Raw genomic sequence first — 23,528 nt, forward strand, 5'->3', positions numbered from 1 at the left:
TGTCATGAATCCTCGCGGATTCTAAACGGCTTCAGGTACGGTAAACCAGAATATGCTCCCGCCTGCCGGGGGACAATCAAGACCGATCTCTCCGCCTGCCTGCTCGACCAGAGATTTTGCAATGGAAAGCCCCAATCCCGCCCCTCCGCTCTCGCGCCCCCGGGAGCGGTCCACCCGGTAGAAGCGCTCGAATACCCGCTCCCGGTCCGGTTCCGGCACACCCGCTCCCTGATCCGATATCCGGATGCGAATGCGATGTCCCTGCTCCGCCAGCCCTTCCACGGCTATAGCACCACCCTGCGGGGAATAACGGATCGCGTTCTCGAGCAGATTCTGCATAATCCGTTGAAGCGACTGCGAGGGCAGCCTGCAATAAAGAGGCTGGTCCGGAAGCTTGACCTCAAGGGTGATAGAAGCCGCTTCCAATTGAGGAGCGAACCGGGGCAGCATCTCAAGCAGGCTGTCTTCAAGCAGGCTCTGCGGCCGCTGCTCATATCCATCCTCGCGTGGAGAATCGCCTCTGTCCAGCATGGACAGCTCGAATAACTGCTGCATCAGATATCCAAGACGAATCGTCTCCGTCCGGATGGTTCCCATATAGCGGCGGACCGCAGCTTCATCGTTCACCACACCGTCCTCCAACGCTTCGGCATATGCCTGCAGGGAAGCCAGCGGCGTTCTGAGGTCATGCGCCATATTGGCTACGAGCTCGCGTCTGGCGACTTCAGCCGCCTGCAGCTGGTGGAAGCTTGCTTGCAGCTTGTCGCCCATCTCGTTGAACTGGCCGGCCAGCAGCTTCATCTCCACAGGTCCGACGAGCGGGACGCGGGCCTGAAAGTCCCCGTCCGCAATACTCGCCGATCCTTCGCCGATCCGCTTCACAGCCGCTTCAATGGGACGAATAAGAAGATAATGCAGCATGCCGGACAGCAGTCCCGCACCCAGCGAAACGATTGTCAGCCAAATGAACTGCTTCTCTGACAGCAGCATGAATCTGTAGAACAGAATGAGCAGCACAATGATGACGAGAATACTTATGGCATTGGTCAGCAGCAAATAAATACGCAGCTTCATAGCTGCCTCTTGCCTTCAAATTTGTAGCCGATGCCCCAAACCGTCTTGATCCAGCGCGGCTCGGAAGGCGTTGGCTCCAGCTTTTCCCTCAGTCTGCGGATATGTACAGTCACCGTGGTCGTATCGCCATCGAATCCGGTATCCCAGATGAGACTGAGCAGCTGGCTGCGCGAGTACACCCGCCCCGGGTACTCCGAGAGCGTGAGAAGCAGGTCAAACTCCTTTACGGTGAGATCCGCTTCCGTACCGCCCACGACGACTCGCCGTTCATCCGGGTAGACGGATAAGCCCTCAAAATGAATCTCCTCCCGAACAGACTGCGCAATTGCCCCTTGTGCTCCGCCTGCTCCCGGCAGGGAAGCGTTTGAAGCTGCCGCGCTTGCGCCGACACGGCGCAGTATATTTTTCACCCGCAGGACAAGCTCCCTTGGACTGAAGGGCTTCGTCATATAATCATCCGCGCCCATCGTCAGCCCAAGCAAACGGTCAGGCTCCTCGCCCCGGGCCGTCAGCATAATAACCGGCACATCGCTTGTCTGCCTGACCGCTTCGCATACCTGCCAGCCGTCCATGCGCGGCATCATCAAATCGAGCACAAGCAAATCCGCCCTGCGTTCCTCCCATAGCTCCAGCGCAGCTGCTCCGTTATGGGCAATGCGGACCTCGTAGCCCTCCCGTTCCAGATAACGGCGGCACACATCGGTTATGTTGCTTTCGTCATCGGCAATAATGATGCTGCCTGCCATATGCGCGCCCCCTCCGTGCCCCATTTTTGATGCTTCTATTATACCCTGCTTACAGTTATAACGAATATTTCTTCTATATCATAACGCGGGAACGGTATTTTATTACAAGCATAACGGATAACCGTAAACGAAGAAGAACGAAAAGATTATAGAGTTCTAACGAATGCATTACGAAAGTATGAACGAAAGGCCGGATGATGTTGAGCCGAAGAGCAAATAAAGCAAAAAAAGCCCCATACCCCGCGGGGTATGAAGGCTTTTCGAAAGAAAAGAAAGGCAGAGCGATTAGATTTGGCCTTGAATTTTATTTTTCAAGGAATCTTTGGATTGCAGACCGACCATTTTGTCAACCGGTTGTCCGTCTTTGAAAAGGATCAATGTCGGGATGCTCATGACTCCGAATTGGGAAGCCAGTTCAGGCTCTTCGTCCACATTGATTTTACCGATGGTGGCTTGGCCGCTCAATTCCGTGGAAAGCTCTTCAACGATCGGAAGCTGCATTTTGCAAGGTCCGCACCATGGAGCCCAGAAATCTACAAGGGTTACGCCGCTTTCGATGCTTTTCGTGAAATTATCTTTTGTCAATGCTACTGCCATGATAATCATCCTCTCAATTATAAGTTCCGGGTGCTCCGGCTGCTTGGAGGGAGCTGCCCGTTATACCTTGTTCCTTAAAAAAATCAACAATCCTCGCACTCGTGAATTTGACCGAGTACATCCGTAATCGTAATGCCGCCGAAGTACTCCTCCAGCTGCTTCTCCGCCTTGCAGAAGATACCATCCATAACCTCCCGCATATTGGAGCCGACTACACAATCCATATCAGGATTGCCGGAACACCAATTAGGGATGACGGATCCTTGAGCCAATAAGCGGTACACATCGGCCAAGGTAACGACCGAAGGATCGAGCGTCAGCCGATAACCACCGCCTGCGCCTTCCCGCGTATCGACATAGCCGCCGCGCCGCAGATAGCTCATTACTTTACGTATTCTGGCTGGATTCGTGGCGACATTGTCGGCGATTGCTTCGCTCGAAGCCATTCGGTCCGGACGATATGCCAAGTATACCAAACTGTGTACGGCTATCGTAAATTCGCTGTTCATGCGTTACGGCCACCCCGCTTTGTACTGTAATAATATCAGTTACAGTTGAAAATGTCAACAGGGCAGGCATTGATTATTTCGGATGAAACTTATACCTCGCATGACATTCATACCTTCTCTATAGTTTAAAATACCCTGTTCAGATGGAACCTACTCAAACTTTTTTTCAGCGGAGGCCGGGGAAAGGCATTCATTCCTCCCCGGGCAGATCGAACAAATCAAGCTGCTCCACCGGATCCGCCTGCGGATCGTCGCCGAAGAATCCGCGCGGCGGCGTCTGGCCCAGCATGGCCATCAGCTGCAGCGCATTATCCGCCGCATCCCCGCCGGAATTGTTATTGAACAGAATACATACCGTCTCTGACAGCTGCTCCAGCCTGATCAGCCGCTGAGCCCATTCCTCAAGCTCCTGCTCGTTATAGCGATACAGGTACCGCACCTCCCGCCAGTTCGGCTGGCCGCTCGACAACCAGCCGTCATTGCTGCGTCCATGCAGCCGCACAAGCGTAAGCTGCGGATCCACCGCCGCTTCCACAATCGGCACGGAGCCGTCGCCGACCTGGGGTTCATCGCATACCGTATGAATCCACCCTTCCTCGCGCATGAAGGTCAACGTCTTCTGCATCATATCGGGCTTGAACCAGCTTTGATGGCGAAATTCAAGAGCTACGGGAATATCCTCCATCCTTTTCCTGGCTGACCGCAGTACGGCGATGTTGTGACGATTGCAATCAAACCATGGGGGATATTGAAAAAGGACAGCTTTCAGTTTGCCTGCCTCAATAACAGGAGCGACCGACTCACGGAAATCCCGAAACATAACCTCCAGATCGTCTTCAGAATACGCCTGGCGCGTATGCCCTGTCATGCCTTGATAGGCTTTAACGACGAATGAGAAATGCCCGGAAGTGTCTCCGGCCCACTTTCTGTACAGGCTGTCTTTGTGAATCGCGTAATAGGAGCTGTCCACCTCTACCAATGAAAAGAATTTGCTGTATTCCTTCAGTCTTTCCTGCGGCTTGATGCCAGCCTTATAAAGCTTGGCATGGTCTCCCCATCCTGCCAGTCCAATTGAAATCACGGTTATGCCACCGCCTTCACACAAAAATGAGATTGAAATTATTTTATAATACCCCGATGCCTGGTGAACACATGGGAGTATTGTAATATAGCCCTGAATATAATTACAGCATGTTGATACAAGCTTAACAATCAAACGTTAAAATATACTGAATTGATTAGAAAACAGTCATATAAAATGGTAATTTTATCAAGATTGGACAACAGTGTCGGATCAAGTTTTGCAATATAAGGAGAATAAAATGAATCATCGATATACGATTAGGGATATCGCCCGGATATCTGGTTTTTCATTCAAGACCGTGTCACGGGTGATCAACGACGAGCCCAGTGTGAAACCAAGCACGCGGGAGAAGATATTGCAGGTCATTGCCGAGACGAACTTTAAGCCGAATATGTACGCCAAAAACTTGAATACCAAAATCAATAAAAATATCCTCGTCTCCATCCGCAAGACGCAGGGGCAGAACACGACGCAATGGTTCGATTACCTGATGTCCTTCATGATCAAGGAAGCCCGCGATAAACAGTACATGCTTATTCAGGAAATAATCTGCGACGATGCAGACCTGCAAAATTCGATGCTGGAAAAATCCGGCGGCTATATCGATGTTCTTGTGCTGTTTTACGTGGATGATCATGACAAGCGAATCGAAATGGCGCAAAGAAACCATATCCCCTATATCTCCTTCGAGAATAACCCGCTTGCTCCAATCTCAATCGCCAACAATAACAGACTGGGGATGACCCAGGCAGCGGAGTTTCTGTTTGCAAGAGGTTTAACGACCATATGCCTGCTGCTCGGTGCGGCAATCAATGTCAACCTCGACCGGGGCGAGGCTATTAAGGAAATATATAAGCAGCACAACATTCCTCTGGATCGTCTGGAGGTCATCTACAACATGAATAATCTGGAGAATATCAAGCGGTTTGTCGACAGGCGGATTGAAGACAACAGGCTGCCTGATGTTTATTTTGTATCGGGAGATGAAAAAGCGATTGCGGTATACAACTCGGTATACGCACACGGACTGTCCATTCCGCAGGATGTGTCCGTCATGGGCTTCGATAATATTCCGATCTCAAAGTATTTTTATCCTCCGCTCACCACTATGGGACAGGATTTCGAGAGACTTGCAAGCGAGATGTTCATTGTCATTGAAAAGCTGATCGGACAGGAGCAGGACATCCAGCCTGTGAAAGTGGATCCAAAGCTGATCGTCAGGGAAAGCGTCAAATAACAGCGGAAGCGAAGCTGTGCGCGAAATGGTACAATAGTAGAAAAATTACGATTGCGAGAGGATCATAGATGATGCATATTGACTTATATTCCGATGTCGTTTGTCCCTGGTGCCGCATAGGCAAGCATAATTTGTTCCAGGCGCTTGAGCTGTGGGCAGAGAAGGGCGGGGAACCGGTTACGGTATCCTACCATGGATATCTGCTTGACCCGACACTCCCCGAGGATGGACTTCCCTTCAATGATGTGATGAGATCGAAAATAGGAACAGAAGCCCAATTGAAGCAGATGACCGAGCATGTGACACAGGCCGGCGCTGCAGTAGGCGTCACATTCCGCTTTGACCTCGTGAAACGGATGCCCAGCACCCGGCTGGCCCACCGCTTCGTAGCTTTGCTGCCCGCAGAGCTTCAGGCAGCGGCGATAGATGAGCTGTTCCGCGCATATTTCGAGGAAGGCCGGGATGTCGCCCAGCTCGACGAGATCCGTGCAGTCCGTGCGGCCATCGGTGCGGAGGAGTCCGTCATCACCCGATTGCAAAACGGCGAAGGCGCAGATGTGCTGGATGCCGATCTGGCGCAGGCCCGCAGTCTTGGCATCACAGGCGTTCCTTTCTTCGTATTCAACAACCGTTACGCCCTGTCCGGCGCCTATCCCGCAGATAAGATTGTTCAGCTGCTGGAACGGGTCAGCAAAGGGGAATAATCAGCTGTTACAGGGCAGGATGAAACGGCTGTCGCCTTCCTTCTTGCAGCTAAGCCAAGTTTCTTCCCTCAGAAAATATAAGCAAAGTATGGAGGAAATTTATACTTTCTTATGTTTGAACAAAATAAAGCAGGTGACGTTAAAAGTTCCGTCACCTGCTGACAGCTCGGAGAGCAAGAAGCTTGGCTTGCAAGTGCCGCCAAAGGCTGGCGCGCGCTGCAAGTTTCTTTTTCATTCAAGCTGACTTACATATTCGCTTCATACTGCTTCGACATCATGATGGATTGGTCCATACTGTTGAATTGAACCGTCCAGCCATAGAATTCGGAAATCGAGCGGACCGGGATGTACACGCGGCCGTCTACGACAACAATGGAGGTTCCTGTCACAGCCGAACCGTTCAGCGTGATCTGCTTGGGATTGACTGTGCTGTATACCGACACATTGTAACCATTGGTCACGGTTGTCGTTCCGGCCGCCTTATCGAATGTAATCGTTCCGCCCGTAGCTTCCGCCCAGTAACGGACCGGAATATAGGCCGTTCCGTTTTGAAGAATAGGCGTGGAATCCATCGCGGTGACTGTACCGTTCACCGTGAGATTCTTGCTGTTGACCTTCATCGAAACGCTGGAGGTTTCGAATATCGTTCCCAAACCGCCAACGCTTCCGGTTGAACCGCCGCCTGTCCCTGTTCCGGGAAGCGTACCGGGCACTTGGAATTTATCGCTGTTCTGGGCAATGATACCGCCAGTCAGCGAATCAGCTGTCATGAACATATGGTCGTAGGCTGTGCGCAAGTCGTTGTAGGCAGCCGCATAGCTTGCCTGATCATAATGATTGAATGAATCCAGCAGCTGATTGAGATGCATCTTCAGTCCATCGGCAATTTCATTCTCATTGAAATAGGAAGGATTGGCGGCAGCGAAGAAGCGCGCCTGATCCATGCGGTATTTCTCCAGCTCAGCCGCAGCCGCCGCACGGTCTGTTTCACTGTTTGCAGCCGTCGCTTTCACATAATCGGAGAAGTAACCGATATGCGATGACCAGAGAGGCCGGAAAGCCTCGCCTGCCGCATTGCCATAAACGCTGGTGATCGCCGCCGTCAGATCAGCGGTGTTATCGCCGAGCGATAAGGATGCCGCTTCAAAATCCGGTTTGGCATCATTGCCCTTCTGCATGGTCAAAGCTGCAAGCAGGGCATGCTCGCCGAGCAGACGGCCAAGTGTGGAACGCAGATCGGAAGCCTCCTGATTGCTGCTGAGTGAAGGGAATTTGGCCGGGTATTGAGCAGAGATTCCTGCCGCAAGAGCATCGCCGGTTTCGAACATATGCGCATAAGCTGCGCGGGTATCCGCATAAACCGCGGAGTAGTCCTTGTTCACATAGGCATCAAAAGCATCCAGCAGATGATGAATATGCATTTTCAAGCCCTCGGCAATGACCTCCTGCTTGAAGTTGTCGGGGTTGGCGTTTGCAAAAAACGCAGCCTGCTTCGTACGGTAATCCTCCAGATCGGCAACCGCCTTCTGGCGCCCTGCCGGATCATTGGCCGCTGTCGCCTTGACATAGTCGGCAAAGTAGCCGATATGTGTGGCCCAAATGGTCTTGAACTCTGCGCCTGCGCTTGCTCCATAGACGGAAGCAACGGCCGCTGTCAGATCATCCGTATTGGCGCTGAGCGCATTCGCGGCATCGTTGAAATCCGCTGAAGCATCATAGCCCTTCTGCATTGCGATAACAGCAAGTACGGCATGCTCGCCAAGCAATTGTCCAAGACCTGCCCGCAAATCCTGCGTGGCCCCTTTGGCATTCTGGGCTTGCGCTCCAGCCAATGCAGGAACGACGAGCAACAAACAAGCTAATAAAACCCCGACCTTCTCTTTCAAACCCTTCACTGTTCATCTCTCCTCGATATGTAGGATGATTGCCGTCTTAACACTTATGACTTACACCGCGGATTAGAGACTGAAACTGCTTTCATTAAAAAAATGTGAAGGCTCTCATCATACTGAAGTCATAGTTTTTTTGAATGTAAACAGGTATATAATTACTTTTATAGGATTTTTTATAAATGAACGGCTAGCGTAAAACAGCAAAAAACCTCCCGCCGTAAGGCTGGGGGAGGCTACAATTGCAAAGAAACCGTGAAGCTAAAACCGGACAAGATTAATGCGAAGCCAGAGTTTGCTTAATCGCGGCGTTAAGCTGCGTAAGCTTTGGCGTCTGAATTTTCACATCGTCGGTTACGGCATATTTGTTCTTCAGGGCAAGAATCCGCGTCACACTTTCGTTGATCCGTTCCTCGGTAATGTCTCCCTTGCCCACGCTCTTCTTCAATGCCTGGATCACACTCGCCACATTGTCATATTCATGGGCCACCAGCAGAATATCGCTGCCCGCCATAACGGTCCTTACGGCTGCTTCTCCCATCCCGAAATGCTCGGCGATCGCTCCCATGGTCAGATCATCCGTGATCACCACTCCTTTGAAGCCAAGCGTGCCCCGCAGCTCGTCGGTAATGACGGTTTTGGATAGAGAGGCCGGATACTTGGAATCCAGCTTGGGAAATAAAATATGGGCGATCATCACGGCATCCACACCCTCATCGACCGCTTCTTTAAAAGGGAGCCATTCAAAGGACTGCAGCTGTGTCAGACTTTTGTTCACCACCGGCAGCTCCAGATGGGAATCCACGGAAGTATCGCCGTGACCGGGAAAATGCTTCACCACCGGAATGACCCCGGTCGATTGAATCCCCTTCATCACTTCCATCCCTGTGTCCGTCACCAGCTTTGCCGTCGCCCCATAAGAACGGTCCCCGATAACGGGGTTATCGGAATTGCTGTTAATATCCAGAACGGGTGCAAAATCGACGTTAATCCCCATTGCGCTGCAGGCCTCGCCTAGAAAAGAGCCGATCTTGGCAGCATAGTCCGGCTGGTTCACTTTGCCCACGGCTCTGCCGGTCGGCAGATCGCTGACCCCGGGCAGACGGCTGACCCTGCCGCCCTCCTCATCGACAGAGATGAACAAGGGCGCCGAATTGCTGCCGCGGTTCCATTCCTTGATCCGGTTCACATAAGCTGCGACTCCTTCCGGGCTCGTCAGATTGTTTTTGTAGAAAATAATGCCCCCTACATGCTCTTCCGCAATCATTTTCCGCGTCTGCTCCGTGGCGCTGCTTCCCTCTACGCCGGCAATAACCATCTGTCCAAGCTTTTCCTCCAACGTCATCGCCTTCACCTGAAGCCCGATTTCATCGGAAGATGATGAATTGCCCGGATCATTGCCGGAACCGCTGCTGCTGCCGGTATCCGGGAGAGCGGAGCCCTCATCCGGCTCAGGCTGGCCACCGGCATTCCCATGCTCCTGAGCCGGCTGCTGATCCACTGATCCGGCGGACCCGCCCGTTTGATCCGATTGCCCTGCCTGTTTATTGCCGCATCCTGCCGTGAAGCAGCAGATGCATATGATAATGGCTAGCCATCCCGCTTTTAATCTCATAAACTGTCCTACCTCCGCTATATCGTCCTTCACTGCATGTCAATCCATGTTAGTTTACACTTAATCCCGGCTGCTTATAATCGGCCCACATGCTATAGACGTGCGCAGCATCGATTATGTTCTGGATTTATATAGATTGAAAAAAACAACAAAAAGCCCTTCAACCGGAATTGAAGGGCCTCTTGTTTATTTGCGTCTGCTGCTATGACCGCCATTATTTGCGGCTCATTCTGCTAGATGGTCCATAAGCTCCAATCATTGCGGCGCTTGCCCAGGACATCGATCCAGCGGAAGGTTATATCAAACAGCTGCTCCCGGGAAGCCTTCGAGGAGAAGGTATGGTCCGCCTGCAGAATGACCTCCTTGTCGCAGCTGCCTTCCTTGCGCAGCCAGAACATCTTCTGGTACAGGAAGCAGTAATCGACGGGCACTACTTCATCGGCTGTGCCGTGGACGACGAGCACATCTCCGTTGAAGCTCCGAAGCTCGGTAAGCGGCTGGAACTGCGCCAGGGAATCGGTGAAGTGCTTGGTCAGCTCGTAATGCATATAGTCGCTTGTTCCCGAAAGTTCAATCTCTTCGATGGTGCGGGTGCCGACGATGTTGCGGATATCCATGAAGGGATGTGCCACAGCTGCCCATAAAACCAGTGACTTCACCCGCGGGTCGCGGGCTGCCGTCAGCACGGCAACCGCGCCTCCCAGACTGTGGCCGAGCAGAATAATCCGGTCCGGATCGACCAGATCCAGGCAGTAGCCATAATCAATCACCGTCCGGGTCTGCTCAATCATATCCTCAAGTCCGCCGCTGCCGTAATCTCCAGTGCTCTCGCCGCATCCTCCATAGTCGAAGCGCAGCACCAAATAGCCGTTATTCGTCAATCGTTCAGCCGCCTCGACAAAAAGCCTGTCGGTTCCCATCCGGTTGCCGATAAAGCCATGACATATAATAATAAGCGGAAATTTATCCGCCGCTCTGCTGCCTTCCCGATCCAGCACCGGATACTGAAGCACTCCGGATAAGAGAAGATCGCCGCTTTTAATCGTTATGGGATGATTCATGAATAGCACCGCCTAACCCTATAATTCCTACCTATATACTATGAATTAAGATTAACATGATAATTCGATCCCGTCAATATGTGAATTCCTGATTTGTTTGATATCCGCTTTACGTCAGTTTCCTTGCATGCCTCTGGTCATTTAGTATTTCCCCGGCATCTGGAAATTTACCCGGCTGCAGCCTCGGAATTTATATCGCTATTTTTTTGTGTAAGATATATTGACATGTAATTGACGCAAAGAATATAATGCAAATAAGATCACAATGACGTGAATCGAAAAATGTAACTGGTCTGCACACTGACGTGCAGCTCAATTTGGCAAAGAGGCCGCAGGTACAGTTGATTACAACTGTGCTGCGGCCTTTTATTGTGTTTTGGAGCCTGTTCAACAAGCCGGCCCACTAACGAAACGATGAGAATTGGAAGGGGTTTTTACCATGATGGATCGGAAAAGCTTTTTGAAAAGCGGTCATAGCCCTACGCTGTTGAGTTCATTTTTGTACTTTGATGTCAGCTTTATGGTATGGGTTCTGCTTGGTCCGCTCGTTGTTGTCATTATGAGCGACTATCCCATGGACGCCTCGCAAAAAGCCAATCTGGTGGCGCTCCCGGTACTGGGCGGCTCTGTTCTGCGTCTCGTGCTCGGATATTTAACCGATGTTATCGGTCCCAAACGCACCGGACAAATCGGCATGCTGCTGACTATGGTTCCGCTCGTATGGGGCTGGAAGTTCGTAGATTCCCTGAACGAGCTCTATATGGTCGCTATCCTTCTGGGAATTGCCGGGGCTTCGTTCGCCGCTGCGCTGCCGCTTGCCAGCCGCTGGTATCCGCCGCAGTATCAGGGATTAGCGATGGGAATTGCCGGGGCCGGCAACAGCGGCACTGTGTTTGCGACGCTGTTTGCCAACCGGATCGCCAACTATTTTGGAGACTGGCATGTGGTATTCGGACTGGCCATCATACCTGTCTCCATCGTCTTCATTATCTTCAGTGTATTTGCCAAAGACAGCCCCTCGCAGCCGGCGCCGCGAACATTAGCCGAGTACGGCTCCGTTCTCAAGCAGCGCGATACCTGGATGTTCTGCATCCTGTACAGCGTCACGTTCGGCGGATTCGTCGGCATGTCCAATTACCTGACCATCTTCTTCAACACCCAATACGGGCTTAGTCCCGTCCGTGCGGCGGACTTTACCACAGTCTGCGTCATTGCCGGCAGCTTCTTCCGTCCGATCGGAGGATGGCTGGCCGACCGGATTGGCGGCATCCGCATGCTGATGGTATTGTACGGCATTGTGGCCATCATGATGGCGAGTATATCCTCGCTCCCTCCGCTCTCGCTCATTACCGTACTTCTGTTCATCGGCATGATGAGCCTCGGGATGGGCAACGGCTCTGTTTTCCAGCTGGTACCGCAGCGGTTTCAGAAGGAGCTCGGCATTATAACAGGCATTGTTGGCGCAGCAGGAGGACTTGGCGGTTATTTTCTGCCCAAAATTCTCGGCAACCTGAAGCAGTCCACCGGCTCCTATACACCGGGCTTTCTTATTCTGAGCGGGGTTGCGCTCGCCTGCGTCGTGCTCATCTTCATCATTCAGGGCTCCTGGAAGAAAACCTGGATTGGCAGCGGCGGCAAAGCCCGCGAGAGCCAAAACGCAATGCAGAATACGATCGCGTCGTAAGCGGGGGTTCACGGACAACAATCCGCACAGGCATATTCGCACATAATTTGAGCTTTTATGCCTTTCGCCCGGTCAGCACAGCAAAATTATAATGCTTGAACAAGCAATCCACATCTGTGAAGCCAGCTTGGGCGAGCCAGCCCAGCTGCGATTCCACCGTTGCATATTTATCGAGCTTCATCCGCTCCAGCGCCAGATCAAGATTGTCCCGGGAGAGACCGCTGCCGAGCACCGCCGCACGCCATGTCTCTTCGTAATACCGGTGAATGGCCGGCGTGCTTCCCAGCACCTGATCGGCATTAATGAACAACCCGTCTTCCTCAAGCAGTGAATAAGCTTTGGCATAAATGGCCTGCTTGGCCGCATCCTCCAGATGATGAATGGAGAGCGAAGAAATGATAATATCGAATTTCCCGCTGTATTCGTAGGCTGAATAATCGGCGACGATATATTCAACCCGGGACAGATGGCTGAATCTGACCTTGGCGATATCCATCATATTGGAGGAGAGATCGATAAGGGTCAGTTCGGCATCGGGATATTTCTCCACAAAAAAGGAAGAAAATAATCCGGTTCCCGCCCCCAGATCCAGGATCCGGGGGGCTTTCCGGCTCTGCCGGGAAAATGCAACCGGGATACCATAGAAATCATCGAAGCTTGGGATAAGCATCCTTCTTTGCTGGTCGTACTTGTCTGCAATTTCATCGAATTTCACTTTTACCTGATGGCTGTCCTTGTTCATACTCACGGTCAATCCCTCCTATGCATGGATCCGAATGAAGTTATCTTCTGATCCCACTGTATAGGATGTACCTGTTATTCCACAAATATATAATTACTATTGTTCTAATAGTTTCTTCCTATAGAATGATAAACAACAGAGGCAGAGAGCATGTCGCCGGCGTAACCGCAGTCCCTATCTTCAGCAGCTTACTCCGAACTATCTGAAGAAGGATTCCTTTGACCCATTATGTAATGTTCATAGGATGCCGGCGTATTCAAATTGACAAAAGCCTCTTCTTCTTCCTCCGTAGTTCCGATCCGGACAGACTGGAGCCGCTCCAGCAAATGCATGACACGGAGGTCTCCCCGCTCAAGCTGCTGCTGGATGACGGATGCCGTGCGCGTGTGGTACAGCGCATGAAAAGGCTGCCCGGAAGTACGGATGATATCCGGTCCCGGTTCTCCTGTATGGAGCGCCAATTCCGCCAGGCGCCTGAACAGCGGGACAGACAGGACAGGCATGTCGCAGGCCATAACAAAGACGTAGCCTTCCTCCGGCACACCGGATAATGACGCATGCAGCCCTGCAAGCGGTCCGCAGTCTGGATAGCTGTCCTGCGCGAAGGAAATGCAAGCTTCCGGACTACCTGTTCCGGAGCTGGAAGGAAGCTGGCCGCTGCTATTTTGCAATACGCCGCCGGATGTCTGAAATCCGGGCCCGCCGCCGCCCTTTGGTATGATCCGGGCCCGCCATTCTTCGCCCGACTCCCGGAGAGCAGCAAGGTAACGCTCCTCCTGCCCGCTGTCGCGAACCGCAAGGGTAATGCTCCAGATGCCGGCATCCAGCATCTGCCCGATAATCCGCTGAAGCAGCGGCTTGCCGCCGATGTCAAGCATGGCCTTGTCCGTCCCCATCCGCAGGCTTCGCCCTCCGGCCAGAATAATGCCCTGCCGGATCCCGGCTTTCTGTTCATTCCTGTCCTCCATGCTTTTCACAACCTTCATAAGCTTTATTATGCCAAGATTGTACCCGCATTACCGGACAAGAACAAGTCTGCTCCCCGCAAAATGGCTTCAGATCGCAAGCTAGAATCCGGAAGCCAGCTCGATCGTTCTTGCCAGACCGGATTCAATGATAGCCTGCGCGCGGTCCTGATACTGATTATGGCCTTCGATGACAATGGATTCCGGGCTTTGGATGCCCCACAGGCCTATTGCGCACTTCACGTAGTTTAGAGCCATTTCCAGCGATTGCATATGCGCCACTGAATAATCCCCTCCCCGGGCACTAAGCAGCACGACCTTCTTGTCACCCGCCAAACCAACCGCGCCCTCCGAAGTGAACCGGAAGGTTTTTCCGGGCTGTGTCAAATAGGCGATGTACGTAATCAGCGGAGCCGGTACCGTCAGGTTCCACAGCGGAAAAGCAAAAATTATTTTATCCGCAGCAAGAAATTGATCCAGATAACGGTTGGCCACAGCCGCTGCTGCTGCTTCTTCCGGGGATGCTTCCATGCCCTGATCTATTTTATTAAGACCCGTAATCATTTTGTTCCCGTAATAGGGAAGCTCCGCTTGATACAGATCCAGCTCGGTGATGTGATCCAGGAGGTGGGTTTCCCGGTAAGTGTTCAGGAAGCTCTCATACATTCGCACACTGACGGATTGATCCGCCGGGCGGTCATTTGCTTTTACGAATAACACATTTGCCATGTCAAATATCTTCCTCCCGCAGTAAAGTTGGATAAGGGCCCTCTTCTCTTTCAATAATAAAGCAAATCCCCTGACAGCCTATTGTCAGGGGATTTCTTGGGATGACGGAGAAATAATCCACTCGCGGCAGCCTGTTCTATTTTAAATCAGGACCGTAAAAATACCATTATTCATTATTCTTTCTTCCCTGCCGCCGTTCGAATCCACACCGTCATCTCGCCCTGGCCGCGGTTGCCCCACAGGTAGTAAGGCACGGCCGTTAAATGGACGCTCCTCGTCTGCCGTGTTGATGAGAGCGGCAGATAAGGAGCATCATCAGCCTCCCAGACCGCTTCATCTTCGATCTGCCCTTCCCCTTCCACGATGACCGCTCCGCCCAGCAGCCCGGCCTCATAACGCGCGCCCAGCCCGGCTTCGCGGACAATGGAAACAGCCGCAAGGGGACTGCCATTGTCCGTCTGTTCCATACAGTACACAAGTGGACCCCGCTGGATGGCGGCTTTGCCCGCATTCGCCCGGATCTCCGGTCTTGCCGCAATCAGCTGCGCCCGAAGTTCAAGCTCCCATTCCACCACGTCGCCTTCCGACCACTGCCGCTTGATCAGCGCATACCCCTGCTCAATATCGTAGGGCGCAGACGAACCATTGACGCTCAGCCTGGCCTTCCCGGCGCACCAATCCGGAATTCGCAGAGCAAGCGTGAACTCGCTGCCTGAAGCCGCAGGAGTCACCTCGAACCGGACCTTGCCTTCCCAAGGTAGTCCAGATACCTGCTTCATCTTCACACTGCCGGCCGCAAGCTCGAAACTCGATTCGCTGCCGATGAACAAATGCGCATATACAGTATTGGTTTCAGGTGATGCCGTATAAATATAATCGTTCAAGGAGCATAAGAGCCGCGCCACATTCGGCGGGCAGCAGGAGCAGCCGAACCATTTCTGGCGGACCGCCTTCACATGACGTCTTCCCGGGTTCTTCTCCGAGGCCTCCGGCCATACTTCCAGCGGATTGACATAGAAGTAATGCTTGCCGTCCAGCGACATGCTTCCAATTACATTATTATAGAGCGCCCGCTCCAGTACGTCGGCGTATTCGCTCTTAGGCTCCAGCTGCAGCATCCGGCTGGCGAAGAACATAAGCCCGATTGAAGCGCATGTCTCGGCATATACGGTGTCGTTGGGCAAATCGTAATCGAAGGAGAAAGCTTCCCCGTGATGTGTGGAGCCGATTCCGCCTGTAATGTACATTTGTCTGGCGGTGGTATTGCGCCACAGTCTCCGGCATGCTTCCAGCAGGGACTCGTCGCCGGTCAGTCTGGCCAGGTCCGCCATCGCAGCATACATATAAACCGCCCGGACCGCGTGGCCCACCGCCACTGACTGCTCCCGCACCGGCTCATGCGCCTGGAAGTAAGCCAGATCCGGCGATGCGGACTCCTTTTGCGTCCAGTGGCTGAATCTTCCCCGTCTTTCCCATTCATCCACGAAGAAGCTGGGCTGCTCTCCCCTTGCATCGATAAAAAAACGGCTCAAGCGGAGATACCGCTCCTCACCCGTGACGCGATACAGCTTTACCAGCGCCAGCTCGATTTCCTGATGCCCGTCGTAACCGTGGAGCTTGCCCGGCTCCGGTCCAAACACGGAATCGATATAGTCGGCAAATTTGCACATGACCTCCAGCAGCTTGCGCTTGCCTGTCCCTTCATAATAGGCGACCGCCGCTTCCATCATATGCCCGGCGCAGTACAGCTCATGCGCCTCCTGCAGGTTCGTCCACTCCTTGCCCGGCTCCTTGAGCGTAAAGTAGGTGTTCAGATAACCGTCACCGCGCTGCGCCGCTGCAATGAGCTCAATTACGCCATCGGCTGTCTTCTCAAGCTCGGGATCGGGATGCCCGGCCAGGGAAAAACCAACGGCCTCCAGCCATTTGGCGACATCGCTGTCCTGAAAGACCATCCCTCCGAATTCGCCCTCCGCAAGCCCTGCCGCAATCCGGAAATTCTGAATCGCATAGCTGGGAGCGGCATCTGCAATCCGGTCATTCAGCGCATCCCACTGATACGGAATGACCGTATTCCGCACCAGCTCCATATAGCCGTCCCAAAAATCATCCCTTATGCGTACTTTGGGCTTCTCATTATCCCGTTGAGTTGAAAGATTCATGATTATCCTCCTTCAGTGTGATCGGTCAAGAAACATCAATATTTGATTCTCCTGCAAGTTCAGTTTATTCTTTAAACTAGAAATCAACTATAAATAAACTGAACCAGTTTTTATAAAATATCACACTGATGAAGGGGTGAGAGCATGAATGGACACAGCAGCCTGATTCGAATGGAAACACCGCCGATGCCTTATTTTATCACGATCGGCTTGAGCCGTTTTGCGCCGGGCGAACAGCATCCAAGCCGCCGGAACCTGGGGGTTTTTGACCTGTTATGGGTGGTAAAGGGCGTGCTGCATATCGGGGAGGAGGACCGACAGTGGGAGCTGGCCGAGGGACAGACGCTGCTGCTGCTGCCGGACCGGTATCATTATGCGGTCAAGCCCTGCGAGGAGGAAACGGTCTTCTACTGGATTCATTTCAACTTTGCCGGTGAATGGGCGTACGGGGAAGAAGCCGCGGCGCCGGTTCATCCCCCGAGGCAGCCTTGGATGAGCGCGTATACGATGCAGTTTCCGCAGTCTCAGGCGCTGCCGAATTTCGCCTTGGCCCTGCGGCAGCTGGCGAAGCTGATGGAGCTCTCCACAGAGAACCGCTCCAGCGCCTTCTTGAAGGAGCAGCAGTCGTTCCTAGAGCTGCTGCGTCTCTTGGAGGAAGGCGGCGAAAGCAGAAGCGCCTCTCCGGCGATGAAGCTTGCCGAGAGCACGGAGGCTTATATCAAACAGTTTTACCAGGCGGATTTGAAGAATGAGACGCTGGCAGAAGTGCTGCATTTTCATCCCAATTATATTGTCAGATGCATGAAAGAAATCTATGACTGCACGCCGATGGCGTATTTGCAGGAATACCGGCTGGAGCAGGCGAAGCTGCTGCTGATCAAGACCGAATGGTCCATTGCCCAGATTGCCGAAGAGGTCGGCTTCCGCCACACGCCCTATTTCTCCAGCTGCTTCAAACAGTACTGCGGGATGCCCCCGCTGCAGTTCCGCAGGCAGTTCCTGTGAAAGGCAGGCTGCTGCAGGGCGCTGACCCGAAGGATGAGCCGCCCTTACACTTTTCTCCAGACTGCCGCATATTTCTTCCGGTACTGTTTCACAACCATTTCCCGCTGCTGCGTTCAGGCAAGCCCAATTCTCCAGATCGCCTGCAGGCTGTGCAGCAGCTCCATTCTCCCGCCTCCATAACTGCCTGCTGAGCCTGAATAATCATTCAAAATTCACCATCAACTCATCCCCCTTTTTCTGTTTGATCTCGGCTTCAGCCATTATCCCGTTCTCAAAGGCACAGCTTGTCTGAGACGCTATGTATTCTGCCCCCTGTGGTACCAAGAAAAAATATATAAGTTGACATAGTGAGTATTCACTACATATAATATCAACATGAAAACAAATGAGAATAATTCAACGTCACCCAAACGAGCTCCCGGCATGAATATTGAAGAAAGGAGAGCAATGATCGTAAGAGCCGCTTTGCCCCTATTGGTGGAAATCGGCCCAAGCGTCACGACGCTGCAAATTGCACGGGCAGCCGGAATCAGCGAACCGACTATATTCCGCGCATTTGCCGACAAGGATGAAGTGCTGTTGGCGTGCCTGGATGAAGCAACGAAACCGGAGAATGTCCTGATTGAATTGGAGGCAATCGACAAAGAAGCCGGTTTGGAAGAACGGTTGACGAACCTGATCGATGTGATTCGGATTCAAGGAGAGAGAACCGGTGCCATCATGAATGCCGTACGATTGACCGCTCCATCCAAACGTAGAGAACGCAGTTCGTTATCTGATGAAGAAATCCGCCGGTTGAGTGAAAGTCGGACAGCCTCGCATCAAAGAATCCATTCCGCCGTTTGCAGCGTGCTTGAGCCGGACGAAGCACGCTTGCGCCAACCGGTAACCGATATTGCGACAATCGTGATAGGCATTGTGATGTCGCTAGGCCGGGCAAGAAGGATGGCTGGTGATATGGGCATCACAACAAAGCAGCTCGAGGATCTCATTATGAACGGAATCGTGAAATGATCTCAGAACTTCCTGCCATGCAATAGGCGAAAAGGCGTATTGGCTGCTGCCAATACGCCTCATCAATCTTCCCCCTCGCTAATGTCCGGCTCACGAATCTATCATGGGCTGTTGTCACACTTGGCCTGGCATTCCTTCACTTCAAAAATTGCTCAAATGAATTGACAAGGATTCTTTACCTGAATACAATTAGTTTAGCTAAGTAAATTATATTCATGCTGCTGCCCCGGAACATACTATAAATGCGAAAAAGGAGAGGATACACCCAAATGCCCGATGAACTCAGCACTCCCAGCGAGTTATTCCGTGTTTTTCGTCAAATGCGGCATATCAGCTGGAGAAGCCAGCGGCCCATTGAGGGCTGTACTCAAAGCGAGGCTGTCATGTTATTCGTTATCCGCAGGCGGGAGAAGCTTCATCCCGCAGGAATGAAGGCCTCAGAGCTCAGCCAGCTGCTCAACGTCACGTCGCCTACGGTGACCCAGTCGGTCAATGTACTGGAAGCCAGAGGTCTGCTTGAACGAAGCTCCGACCCGGAGGACCGGCGTGTTGTGCGCATCAAGCTGACCGAGGAAGGCCTGCGTCAAACGCAATTATCAGAGGCAGCCATGTTTGAACGCATCCAGGGACTGATTGACCGGATGGGCGAAGAGCGCAGCAATCAGCTTATTGAGCTGCTCGATGAGGTATTTGACTATTACAATGGCGGCCCTCACCTGGCCCAGTGTCCCGAGCGCAAACTAAATTTACCGAATGAAGGTGAATGTAAACGATGATGAAGCTATTGCGATTTTTGAGGCCCTACCGCATTCCTGTTGCTTTTGTGCTGATCCTTGTCCTGCTCCAGTCGCTCTCGGATCTGTATCTGCCGACTCTGATGTCGGATATTGTAGATAAAGGCGTTGTTGCCGGCGATACGCCCTATATCTGGAAGATTGGCGGCTTCATGATGCTGATGGCCCTGCTCGGCGCGGCCTGCTCGGTCGGCGCAAGCTTCCTCTCCGCCAAGGCGGCGGGAGGCTTCGGCAAGGATCTCCGCAGCCGGGTCTTCTCTCATGTGTCGCGATTTTCACTGAATGAATTCGACAAGATCGGCACCGCTTCGCTGATCACCCGCACCACCAATGATATTACGCAGGTGCAGCAGGTGCTGACGATGATGATGCGGGTCATGGTCATGGCTCCGATGATGTGCTTCGGCGGCATCATCATGGCCATGTATAAGGATGTCACGTTGTCGCTTGTCATTATAGCCATCGTGCCTATCCTGGCCCTCTTGATTTATGCCATCGTCGGCAGAGGCATACCGTTGTTCCGGGCCATGCAGACCAAGCTCGACAAGCTCAATCTTGTCCTGCGCGAGAACCTGACCGGTATCCGCGTTATCCGCTCCTTCAACCGGATCCGCCATGAACAGGACCGTTTCAATGAAGCCAACCGCGATCTGACCGATACGGCTGTGAAGGTCAACCGGATTATGGCCTCCCTCATGCCGATCATGATGCTGATGATGAACATTGCCAGCGTCGCCCTTGTTTGGTTTGGGGGTCTGCGGATCAACAGCGGTCACATGGAAGTAGGCGACCTGATTGCTTTTATCCAGTATGCCTTTCAAATCATGTTTGCGCTCATGTTCGCTTCCATGATGTTTGTCATGATTCCCCGCGCCTCCGCTTCTGCTGTACGGATCAATGAAGTGCTGGGCATGCTGCCGGACATTAATGATCCGGCTTCTCCGAAGAAATCGGCAGACGCGGGCGTCGTTGAATTCGACAATGTGACCTTCCATTACCCGGGAGCGGAAATACCCGCCGTCTCCAACATCAGCTTCACCGCAAGTCCGGGGGAAATAACCGCCATTATCGGGGGCACTGGCTCCGGAAAATCTACGCTGATCAATCTCATTCCGAGATTTTATGATCTGACAGACGGGAGCATCCGCATCGGCGGCGTCGATGTACGCGAGCTTTCGCAGGAGCAGCTGCGCAACCGGATCGGGCTTGTCCCGCAGAAGTCCGTGCTTTTCACCGGCACCATTGCGGAAAATATCCGTTATGGCAAAGAGGACGCCACGGATGAGGAAATCCGCCGCGCGGCCGAAATCGCGCAGGCCAGCGACTTCGTATCGGAGATGCCGGAAGGCTACGAATCGCGGATAGCCCAGGGCGGCTCCAATGTGTCGGGCGGGCAGAAGCAGCGGCTGTCCATTGCGCGCGCCCTCGTCCGCAAGCCGACGATCTACCTGTTCGACGACAGCTTCTCGGCCCTGGACTTCAAGACGGATGCCAGGCTGCGCGAGGCGCTGCGCCCGGCTACGACGGAGGCGACGGTCATCATTGTCGCCCAGCGGGTCAGTACGGTCATGGATGCGGACCGCATCATCGTGCTGGAGGACGGCAAAGTGGCCGGAATCGGCACGCACCGCGAGCTGCTGCAGAGCAATGCGATTTACCGCGAAATCGTCACGTCGCAGCTGTCAGAGGAGGAGATTGCATGAGTAACTCACGAGGACCGCAAGGTTCAGGGCAGGCTGGCGGCGCTGCAGGTCAAAGACCTGGCGGCCAGGGGGCAGGCTTTGGCTTCGGACCCGGCCGCGGCGGCCCTGGAGCGATGGGCATGCCTGTCCAAAAAGCCAAGGACTTCAAAGGCACGCTGCGCCGGCTCGCCGGCTATTTGAAGCCCCACCGCTTCGCGCTGCTGATCGTGCTGCTGACAGCAGTACTCAGCACGGTCTTCTCCATCCTTGGCCCGAAGATTATGGGGAAGGCGACCACCGAGCTTTTTACAGGCATGGTCGGCAAGCTGAGGGGCGTTGAGGGGGCGAAAATCGATTTCACCTATATCTGGCACATCCTGCTTGTACTGATTTGCTTATATGTTATCAGCTCGCTGTTCAGCTATATCCAGCAGTACGTCATGGCAGGCATTGCCCAGAAGACGGTTTATGATCTGCGCAAGGACGTCAATGAGAAGCTGGCCAGACTGCCGCTCAAGTTTTTCGACTCGCGGACGCACGGGGAAATTCTCAGCCGCGCCGTCAATGACGTCGATAATATCAGCAGCACGCTGCAGCAAAGCCTGACGCAGCTCATCACCTCCATCGTCACATTGATTGGCGTTATCGTGATGATGCTGACCATCAGTCCGGTTATGACACTCATCACCATCATTACCCTGCCGCTCAGCTTCCTGGCGATCCGCATGATCGCTAAACGCTCGCAGCTGTATTTCAAAGGCCAGCAGAAATCGCTGGGAGAGCTTAACGGCCATGTTGAGGAAATGTACACCGGCCACCCGATTGTCAAGGCATTCGGCCACGAGGAGAAATCGATGCAGCATTTCACGAAAGTGAATAACGAGCTGTACGCCTCGGGCTGGCGGGCGCAGTTCATCTCCGGCATGATCATGCCGATCATGAGCTTCATCGGCAATATCGGGTACGTGCTGGTCAGCGTTGCCGGCGGTATCTTCGTCCTGCGCAATGCCATTACAATCGGGGATGTCCAGGCTTTTATCTCGTACTCCCGGCAATTCACAATGCCGATCACCCAGACAGCGCAAATCGCCAATATCATTCAATCGACGATTGCCTCGGCCGAGCGGGTGTTCGAGCTGCTTGACGAGCAGGAGGAAGTGGCAGAAGCGGAAGATGCCGTAATGGTCGCCTCCAAACAGCAGCAGAATAAGATGCGCCTTGACAAAGGAACGGTTGATCAAGGCAGACTGGTCGCCCTCCCCAAAGGAGATGTCCGTTTCAATCATGTCAAGTTCGGCTACAAAGAGGATACTCCGCTGATCGAAGATATGAGCATAGATGTCCATTCCGGCCAAACCATCGCGATTGTCGGCCCCACCGGCGCAGGCAAGACGACGCTGATCAACCTGCTGATGCGCTTCTATGAGCTCAGCGGCGGCAGCATCACCATCGACGGTGTGGATATTACCCGATTCAAACGGGGGGATCTGCGCAGCCTGTTCGGCATGGTGCTGCAGGATACATGGCTGTTCAACGGCACCATCCGCGACAATATTGCCTACGGCCGCGAAGATGCCAGCGAGGAAGATGTCGTTCAAGCCGCCCGGGCGGCTTATGCGGATCACTTTATCCGAACGCTCCCGGAAGGTTACGAAACCGTGCTGAACGAGGAAGCTTCGAATATCTCGCAGGGTCAGAAGCAGCTGCTTACCATCGCAAGAGCCATTCTTGCCGATCCTGCCATCCTGATTCTCGACGAGGCGACAAGCAGCGTCGATACGCGGACAGAAATTCAGATCCAGCGTGCCATGAATGAACTGATGCAGGGACGCACCAGCTTCGTCATCGCGCACCGGTTGTCGACCATTCGGGATGCCGACCTGATTCTCGTTATGAATCACGGCACTGTGATCGAGCAGGGTACGCATGAGGAGCTGCTGGAAGCCGGAGGCTTCTACGCCGACCTGTATGAAAGCCAGTTCAGCGGCCGCAAGCCGCAGCGCGAAGTGATTTAAGCTTGCAGGGTCAGCTTCCGACTCATTGATGATCCTTTCGTTTGCCTTCACCATTTTTCTCAGCCAGAAAGAATAAAACAGCCCGCACAGCATCGAGTGATCGGTGAGCCGTGCGGGCTGTTTTGTTCCGGTTGCCGTCGACTCTCTGTTACAGGCTGCAGATTATAGCGTCACCTACTGCAGGGCAGAAGTTTACAGTAACGGTTTCACTTGAATATGA

The 23,528-nt window shown here is 53.1% G+C and carries 20 protein-coding genes; 8 read left to right on the forward strand and 12 right to left on the reverse strand.

Annotated features, from left to right (window positions below):
- Positions 1 to 21: 21 nt before the first annotated feature.
- The 5 genes from AC0YOB_RS18650 to AC0YOB_RS18670 all read right to left on the reverse strand — a co-directional run bounded on the left by AC0YOB_RS18650 (position 22) and on the right by AC0YOB_RS18670 (position 4,007).
- A complete protein-coding gene (locus tag AC0YOB_RS18650; RefSeq protein ID WP_475794048.1) occupies positions 22 to 1,074 on the reverse strand; it encodes a sensor histidine kinase in 1,053 nt (350 codons plus the stop codon).
- Positions 1,071 to 1,820 (reverse strand): response regulator transcription factor, encoded by a 750-nt coding sequence (locus tag AC0YOB_RS18655; protein ID WP_475794049.1) that lies wholly within the window; start codon positions 1,818 to 1,820, stop codon positions 1,071 to 1,073. Before AC0YOB_RS18655 ends, AC0YOB_RS18650 begins: the two co-directional genes overlap by 4 nt.
- Before the next feature lie 285 nt (positions 1,821 to 2,105).
- A complete protein-coding gene (gene trxA / locus AC0YOB_RS18660; RefSeq protein ID WP_475794050.1) occupies positions 2,106 to 2,417 on the reverse strand; it encodes a thioredoxin in 312 nt (103 codons plus the stop codon).
- An 83-nt stretch (positions 2,418 to 2,500) separates the two neighbouring features.
- Positions 2,501 to 2,926 carry an RrF2 family transcriptional regulator gene (locus AC0YOB_RS18665; RefSeq protein ID WP_210039081.1) on the reverse strand — a complete coding sequence of 142 codons (426 nt, stop codon included), beginning with the start codon at positions 2,924 to 2,926 and terminating at the stop codon, positions 2,501 to 2,503.
- A 190-nt stretch (positions 2,927 to 3,116) separates the two neighbouring features.
- Complete coding sequence (locus tag AC0YOB_RS18670) at positions 3,117 to 4,007, reverse strand: DUF72 domain-containing protein (RefSeq protein WP_475794051.1); 891 nt, start codon at positions 4,005 to 4,007, stop codon at positions 3,117 to 3,119.
- 241 nt (positions 4,008 to 4,248) lie between these two features.
- Here AC0YOB_RS18670 and AC0YOB_RS18675 point away from each other — a divergent pair, with 241 nt between their 5' ends.
- Together AC0YOB_RS18675 and AC0YOB_RS18680 are read left to right on the forward strand one after the other, a co-directional pair.
- Positions 4,249 to 5,247, forward strand: a complete 999-nt coding sequence (locus AC0YOB_RS18675) for a LacI family DNA-binding transcriptional regulator (RefSeq protein WP_475794052.1) — start codon at positions 4,249 to 4,251, stop codon at positions 5,245 to 5,247.
- A 68-nt stretch (positions 5,248 to 5,315) separates the two neighbouring features.
- Positions 5,316 to 5,951 (forward strand): DsbA family oxidoreductase, encoded by a 636-nt coding sequence (locus AC0YOB_RS18680; RefSeq protein WP_475794053.1) that lies wholly within the window; start codon positions 5,316 to 5,318, stop codon positions 5,949 to 5,951.
- 245 nt (positions 5,952 to 6,196) lie between these two features.
- Here the strand turns inward: AC0YOB_RS18680 and AC0YOB_RS18685 are convergent, their stop codons facing one another.
- The 3 genes from AC0YOB_RS18685 to AC0YOB_RS18695 form a co-directional block, all read right to left on the reverse strand.
- Positions 6,197 to 7,846 carry a copper amine oxidase N-terminal domain-containing protein gene (locus AC0YOB_RS18685; RefSeq protein ID WP_475794054.1) on the reverse strand — a complete coding sequence of 550 codons (1,650 nt, stop codon included), beginning with the start codon at positions 7,844 to 7,846 and terminating at the stop codon, positions 6,197 to 6,199.
- A 271-nt stretch (positions 7,847 to 8,117) separates the two neighbouring features.
- Complete coding sequence (gene nagZ, locus AC0YOB_RS18690) at positions 8,118 to 9,455, reverse strand: beta-N-acetylhexosaminidase (protein ID WP_475794055.1); 1,338 nt, start codon at positions 9,453 to 9,455, stop codon at positions 8,118 to 8,120.
- 233 nt (positions 9,456 to 9,688) lie between these two features.
- Positions 9,689 to 10,516 carry an alpha/beta hydrolase family protein gene (locus AC0YOB_RS18695; protein WP_475794056.1) on the reverse strand — a complete coding sequence of 276 codons (828 nt, stop codon included), beginning with the start codon at positions 10,514 to 10,516 and terminating at the stop codon, positions 9,689 to 9,691.
- A gap of 442 nt (positions 10,517 to 10,958) precedes the next feature.
- On the opposite strand from AC0YOB_RS18695, the gene AC0YOB_RS18700 reads away from it, so the two are divergent.
- Entirely contained in the window at positions 10,959 to 12,200 is a 1,242-nt protein-coding gene (locus AC0YOB_RS18700) for a nitrate/nitrite transporter (protein ID WP_475794226.1), read from the forward strand.
- Between the two features lie 55 nt (positions 12,201 to 12,255).
- On the opposite strand, the gene AC0YOB_RS18705 is transcribed toward AC0YOB_RS18700, so the two are convergent.
- From AC0YOB_RS18705 to AC0YOB_RS18720, 4 genes are all read right to left on the reverse strand, one after another.
- Positions 12,256 to 12,942, reverse strand: a complete 687-nt coding sequence (locus AC0YOB_RS18705; protein WP_475794227.1) for a class I SAM-dependent methyltransferase — start codon at positions 12,940 to 12,942, stop codon at positions 12,256 to 12,258.
- Positions 12,943 to 13,130: 188 nt separating this feature from the next.
- On the reverse strand, positions 13,131 to 13,910 hold the full coding sequence (gene mobA, locus AC0YOB_RS18710; protein ID WP_475794057.1) for a molybdenum cofactor guanylyltransferase: 780 nt from the start codon (positions 13,908 to 13,910) through the stop codon (positions 13,131 to 13,133).
- 99 nt (positions 13,911 to 14,009) lie between these two features.
- Positions 14,010 to 14,636, reverse strand: a complete 627-nt coding sequence (locus AC0YOB_RS18715; RefSeq protein WP_475794058.1) for an FMN-dependent NADH-azoreductase — start codon at positions 14,634 to 14,636, stop codon at positions 14,010 to 14,012.
- Positions 14,637 to 14,809: 173 nt separating this feature from the next.
- On the reverse strand, positions 14,810 to 16,798 hold the full coding sequence (locus AC0YOB_RS18720) for a glycoside hydrolase family 127 protein (RefSeq protein ID WP_475794059.1): 1,989 nt from the start codon (positions 16,796 to 16,798) through the stop codon (positions 14,810 to 14,812).
- Positions 16,799 to 16,942: 144 nt separating this feature from the next.
- Between AC0YOB_RS18720 and AC0YOB_RS18725 the strand changes: the two genes are divergently transcribed.
- From AC0YOB_RS18725 to AC0YOB_RS18745, 5 genes are all read left to right on the forward strand, one after another.
- A complete protein-coding gene (locus tag AC0YOB_RS18725; protein WP_475794060.1) occupies positions 16,943 to 17,803 on the forward strand; it encodes a helix-turn-helix domain-containing protein in 861 nt (286 codons plus the stop codon).
- A 423-nt stretch (positions 17,804 to 18,226) separates the two neighbouring features.
- Positions 18,227 to 18,817, forward strand: coding sequence for a TetR/AcrR family transcriptional regulator (locus AC0YOB_RS18730; protein WP_475794061.1), 591 nt, complete (start codon positions 18,227 to 18,229; stop codon positions 18,815 to 18,817).
- 269 nt (positions 18,818 to 19,086) lie between these two features.
- Complete coding sequence (locus AC0YOB_RS18735) at positions 19,087 to 19,593, forward strand: MarR family winged helix-turn-helix transcriptional regulator (RefSeq protein WP_475794062.1); 507 nt, start codon at positions 19,087 to 19,089, stop codon at positions 19,591 to 19,593.
- On the forward strand, positions 19,590 to 21,314 hold the full coding sequence (locus AC0YOB_RS18740) for an ABC transporter ATP-binding protein (protein WP_475794063.1): 1,725 nt from the start codon (positions 19,590 to 19,592) through the stop codon (positions 21,312 to 21,314). The genes AC0YOB_RS18735 and AC0YOB_RS18740 overlap by 4 nt, the downstream gene beginning before the upstream one ends.
- Positions 21,311 to 23,308, forward strand: coding sequence for an ABC transporter ATP-binding protein (locus AC0YOB_RS18745; protein WP_475794064.1), 1,998 nt, complete (start codon positions 21,311 to 21,313; stop codon positions 23,306 to 23,308). Before AC0YOB_RS18740 ends, AC0YOB_RS18745 begins: the two co-directional genes overlap by 4 nt.
- Positions 23,309 to 23,528: the final 220 nt, after the last annotated feature.

The organism is Paenibacillus sp. JT31N17 (assembly GCF_056269255.1).

What these genes read in the sequence shown, in the direction of transcription:
- AC0YOB_RS18650 (WP_475794048.1), bottom strand. Translation starts at nt 1,074, where the DNA reads ATGAAGCTGCGTATTTATTTGCTGCTGACCAATGCCATAAGTATTCTC.
- mobA (WP_475794057.1), bottom strand. Translation starts at nt 13,910, where the DNA reads ATGGAGGACAGGAATGAACAGAAAGCCGGGATCCGGCAGGGCATTATT.
- AC0YOB_RS18680 (WP_475794053.1), top strand. Translation starts at nt 5,316, where the DNA reads ATGATGCATATTGACTTATATTCCGATGTCGTTTGTCCCTGGTGCCGC.
- nagZ (WP_475794055.1), bottom strand. Translation starts at nt 9,455, where the DNA reads ATGAGATTAAAAGCGGGATGGCTAGCCATTATCATATGCATCTGCTGC.
- AC0YOB_RS18725 (WP_475794060.1), top strand. Translation starts at nt 16,943, where the DNA reads ATGAATGGACACAGCAGCCTGATTCGAATGGAAACACCGCCGATGCCT.
- AC0YOB_RS18740 (WP_475794063.1), top strand. Translation starts at nt 19,590, where the DNA reads ATGATGAAGCTATTGCGATTTTTGAGGCCCTACCGCATTCCTGTTGCT.
- AC0YOB_RS18730 (WP_475794061.1), top strand. Translation starts at nt 18,227, where the DNA reads ATGAATATTGAAGAAAGGAGAGCAATGATCGTAAGAGCCGCTTTGCCC.
- AC0YOB_RS18665 (WP_210039081.1), bottom strand. Translation starts at nt 2,926, where the DNA reads ATGAACAGCGAATTTACGATAGCCGTACACAGTTTGGTATACTTGGCA.
- AC0YOB_RS18695 (WP_475794056.1), bottom strand. Translation starts at nt 10,516, where the DNA reads ATGAATCATCCCATAACGATTAAAAGCGGCGATCTTCTCTTATCCGGA.
- AC0YOB_RS18705 (WP_475794227.1), bottom strand. Translation starts at nt 12,942, where the DNA reads ATGAACAAGGACAGCCATCAGGTAAAAGTGAAATTCGATGAAATTGCA.
- AC0YOB_RS18735 (WP_475794062.1), top strand. Translation starts at nt 19,087, where the DNA reads ATGCCCGATGAACTCAGCACTCCCAGCGAGTTATTCCGTGTTTTTCGT.
- AC0YOB_RS18675 (WP_475794052.1), top strand. Translation starts at nt 4,249, where the DNA reads ATGAATCATCGATATACGATTAGGGATATCGCCCGGATATCTGGTTTT.
- trxA (WP_475794050.1), bottom strand. Translation starts at nt 2,417, where the DNA reads ATGGCAGTAGCATTGACAAAAGATAATTTCACGAAAAGCATCGAAAGC.
- AC0YOB_RS18715 (WP_475794058.1), bottom strand. Translation starts at nt 14,636, where the DNA reads ATGGCAAATGTGTTATTCGTAAAAGCAAATGACCGCCCGGCGGATCAA.
- AC0YOB_RS18745 (WP_475794064.1), top strand. Translation starts at nt 21,311, where the DNA reads ATGAGTAACTCACGAGGACCGCAAGGTTCAGGGCAGGCTGGCGGCGCT.
- AC0YOB_RS18720 (WP_475794059.1), bottom strand. Translation starts at nt 16,798, where the DNA reads ATGAATCTTTCAACTCAACGGGATAATGAGAAGCCCAAAGTACGCATA.
- AC0YOB_RS18700 (WP_475794226.1), top strand. Translation starts at nt 10,959, where the DNA reads ATGGATCGGAAAAGCTTTTTGAAAAGCGGTCATAGCCCTACGCTGTTG.
- AC0YOB_RS18655 (WP_475794049.1), bottom strand. Translation starts at nt 1,820, where the DNA reads ATGGCAGGCAGCATCATTATTGCCGATGACGAAAGCAACATAACCGAT.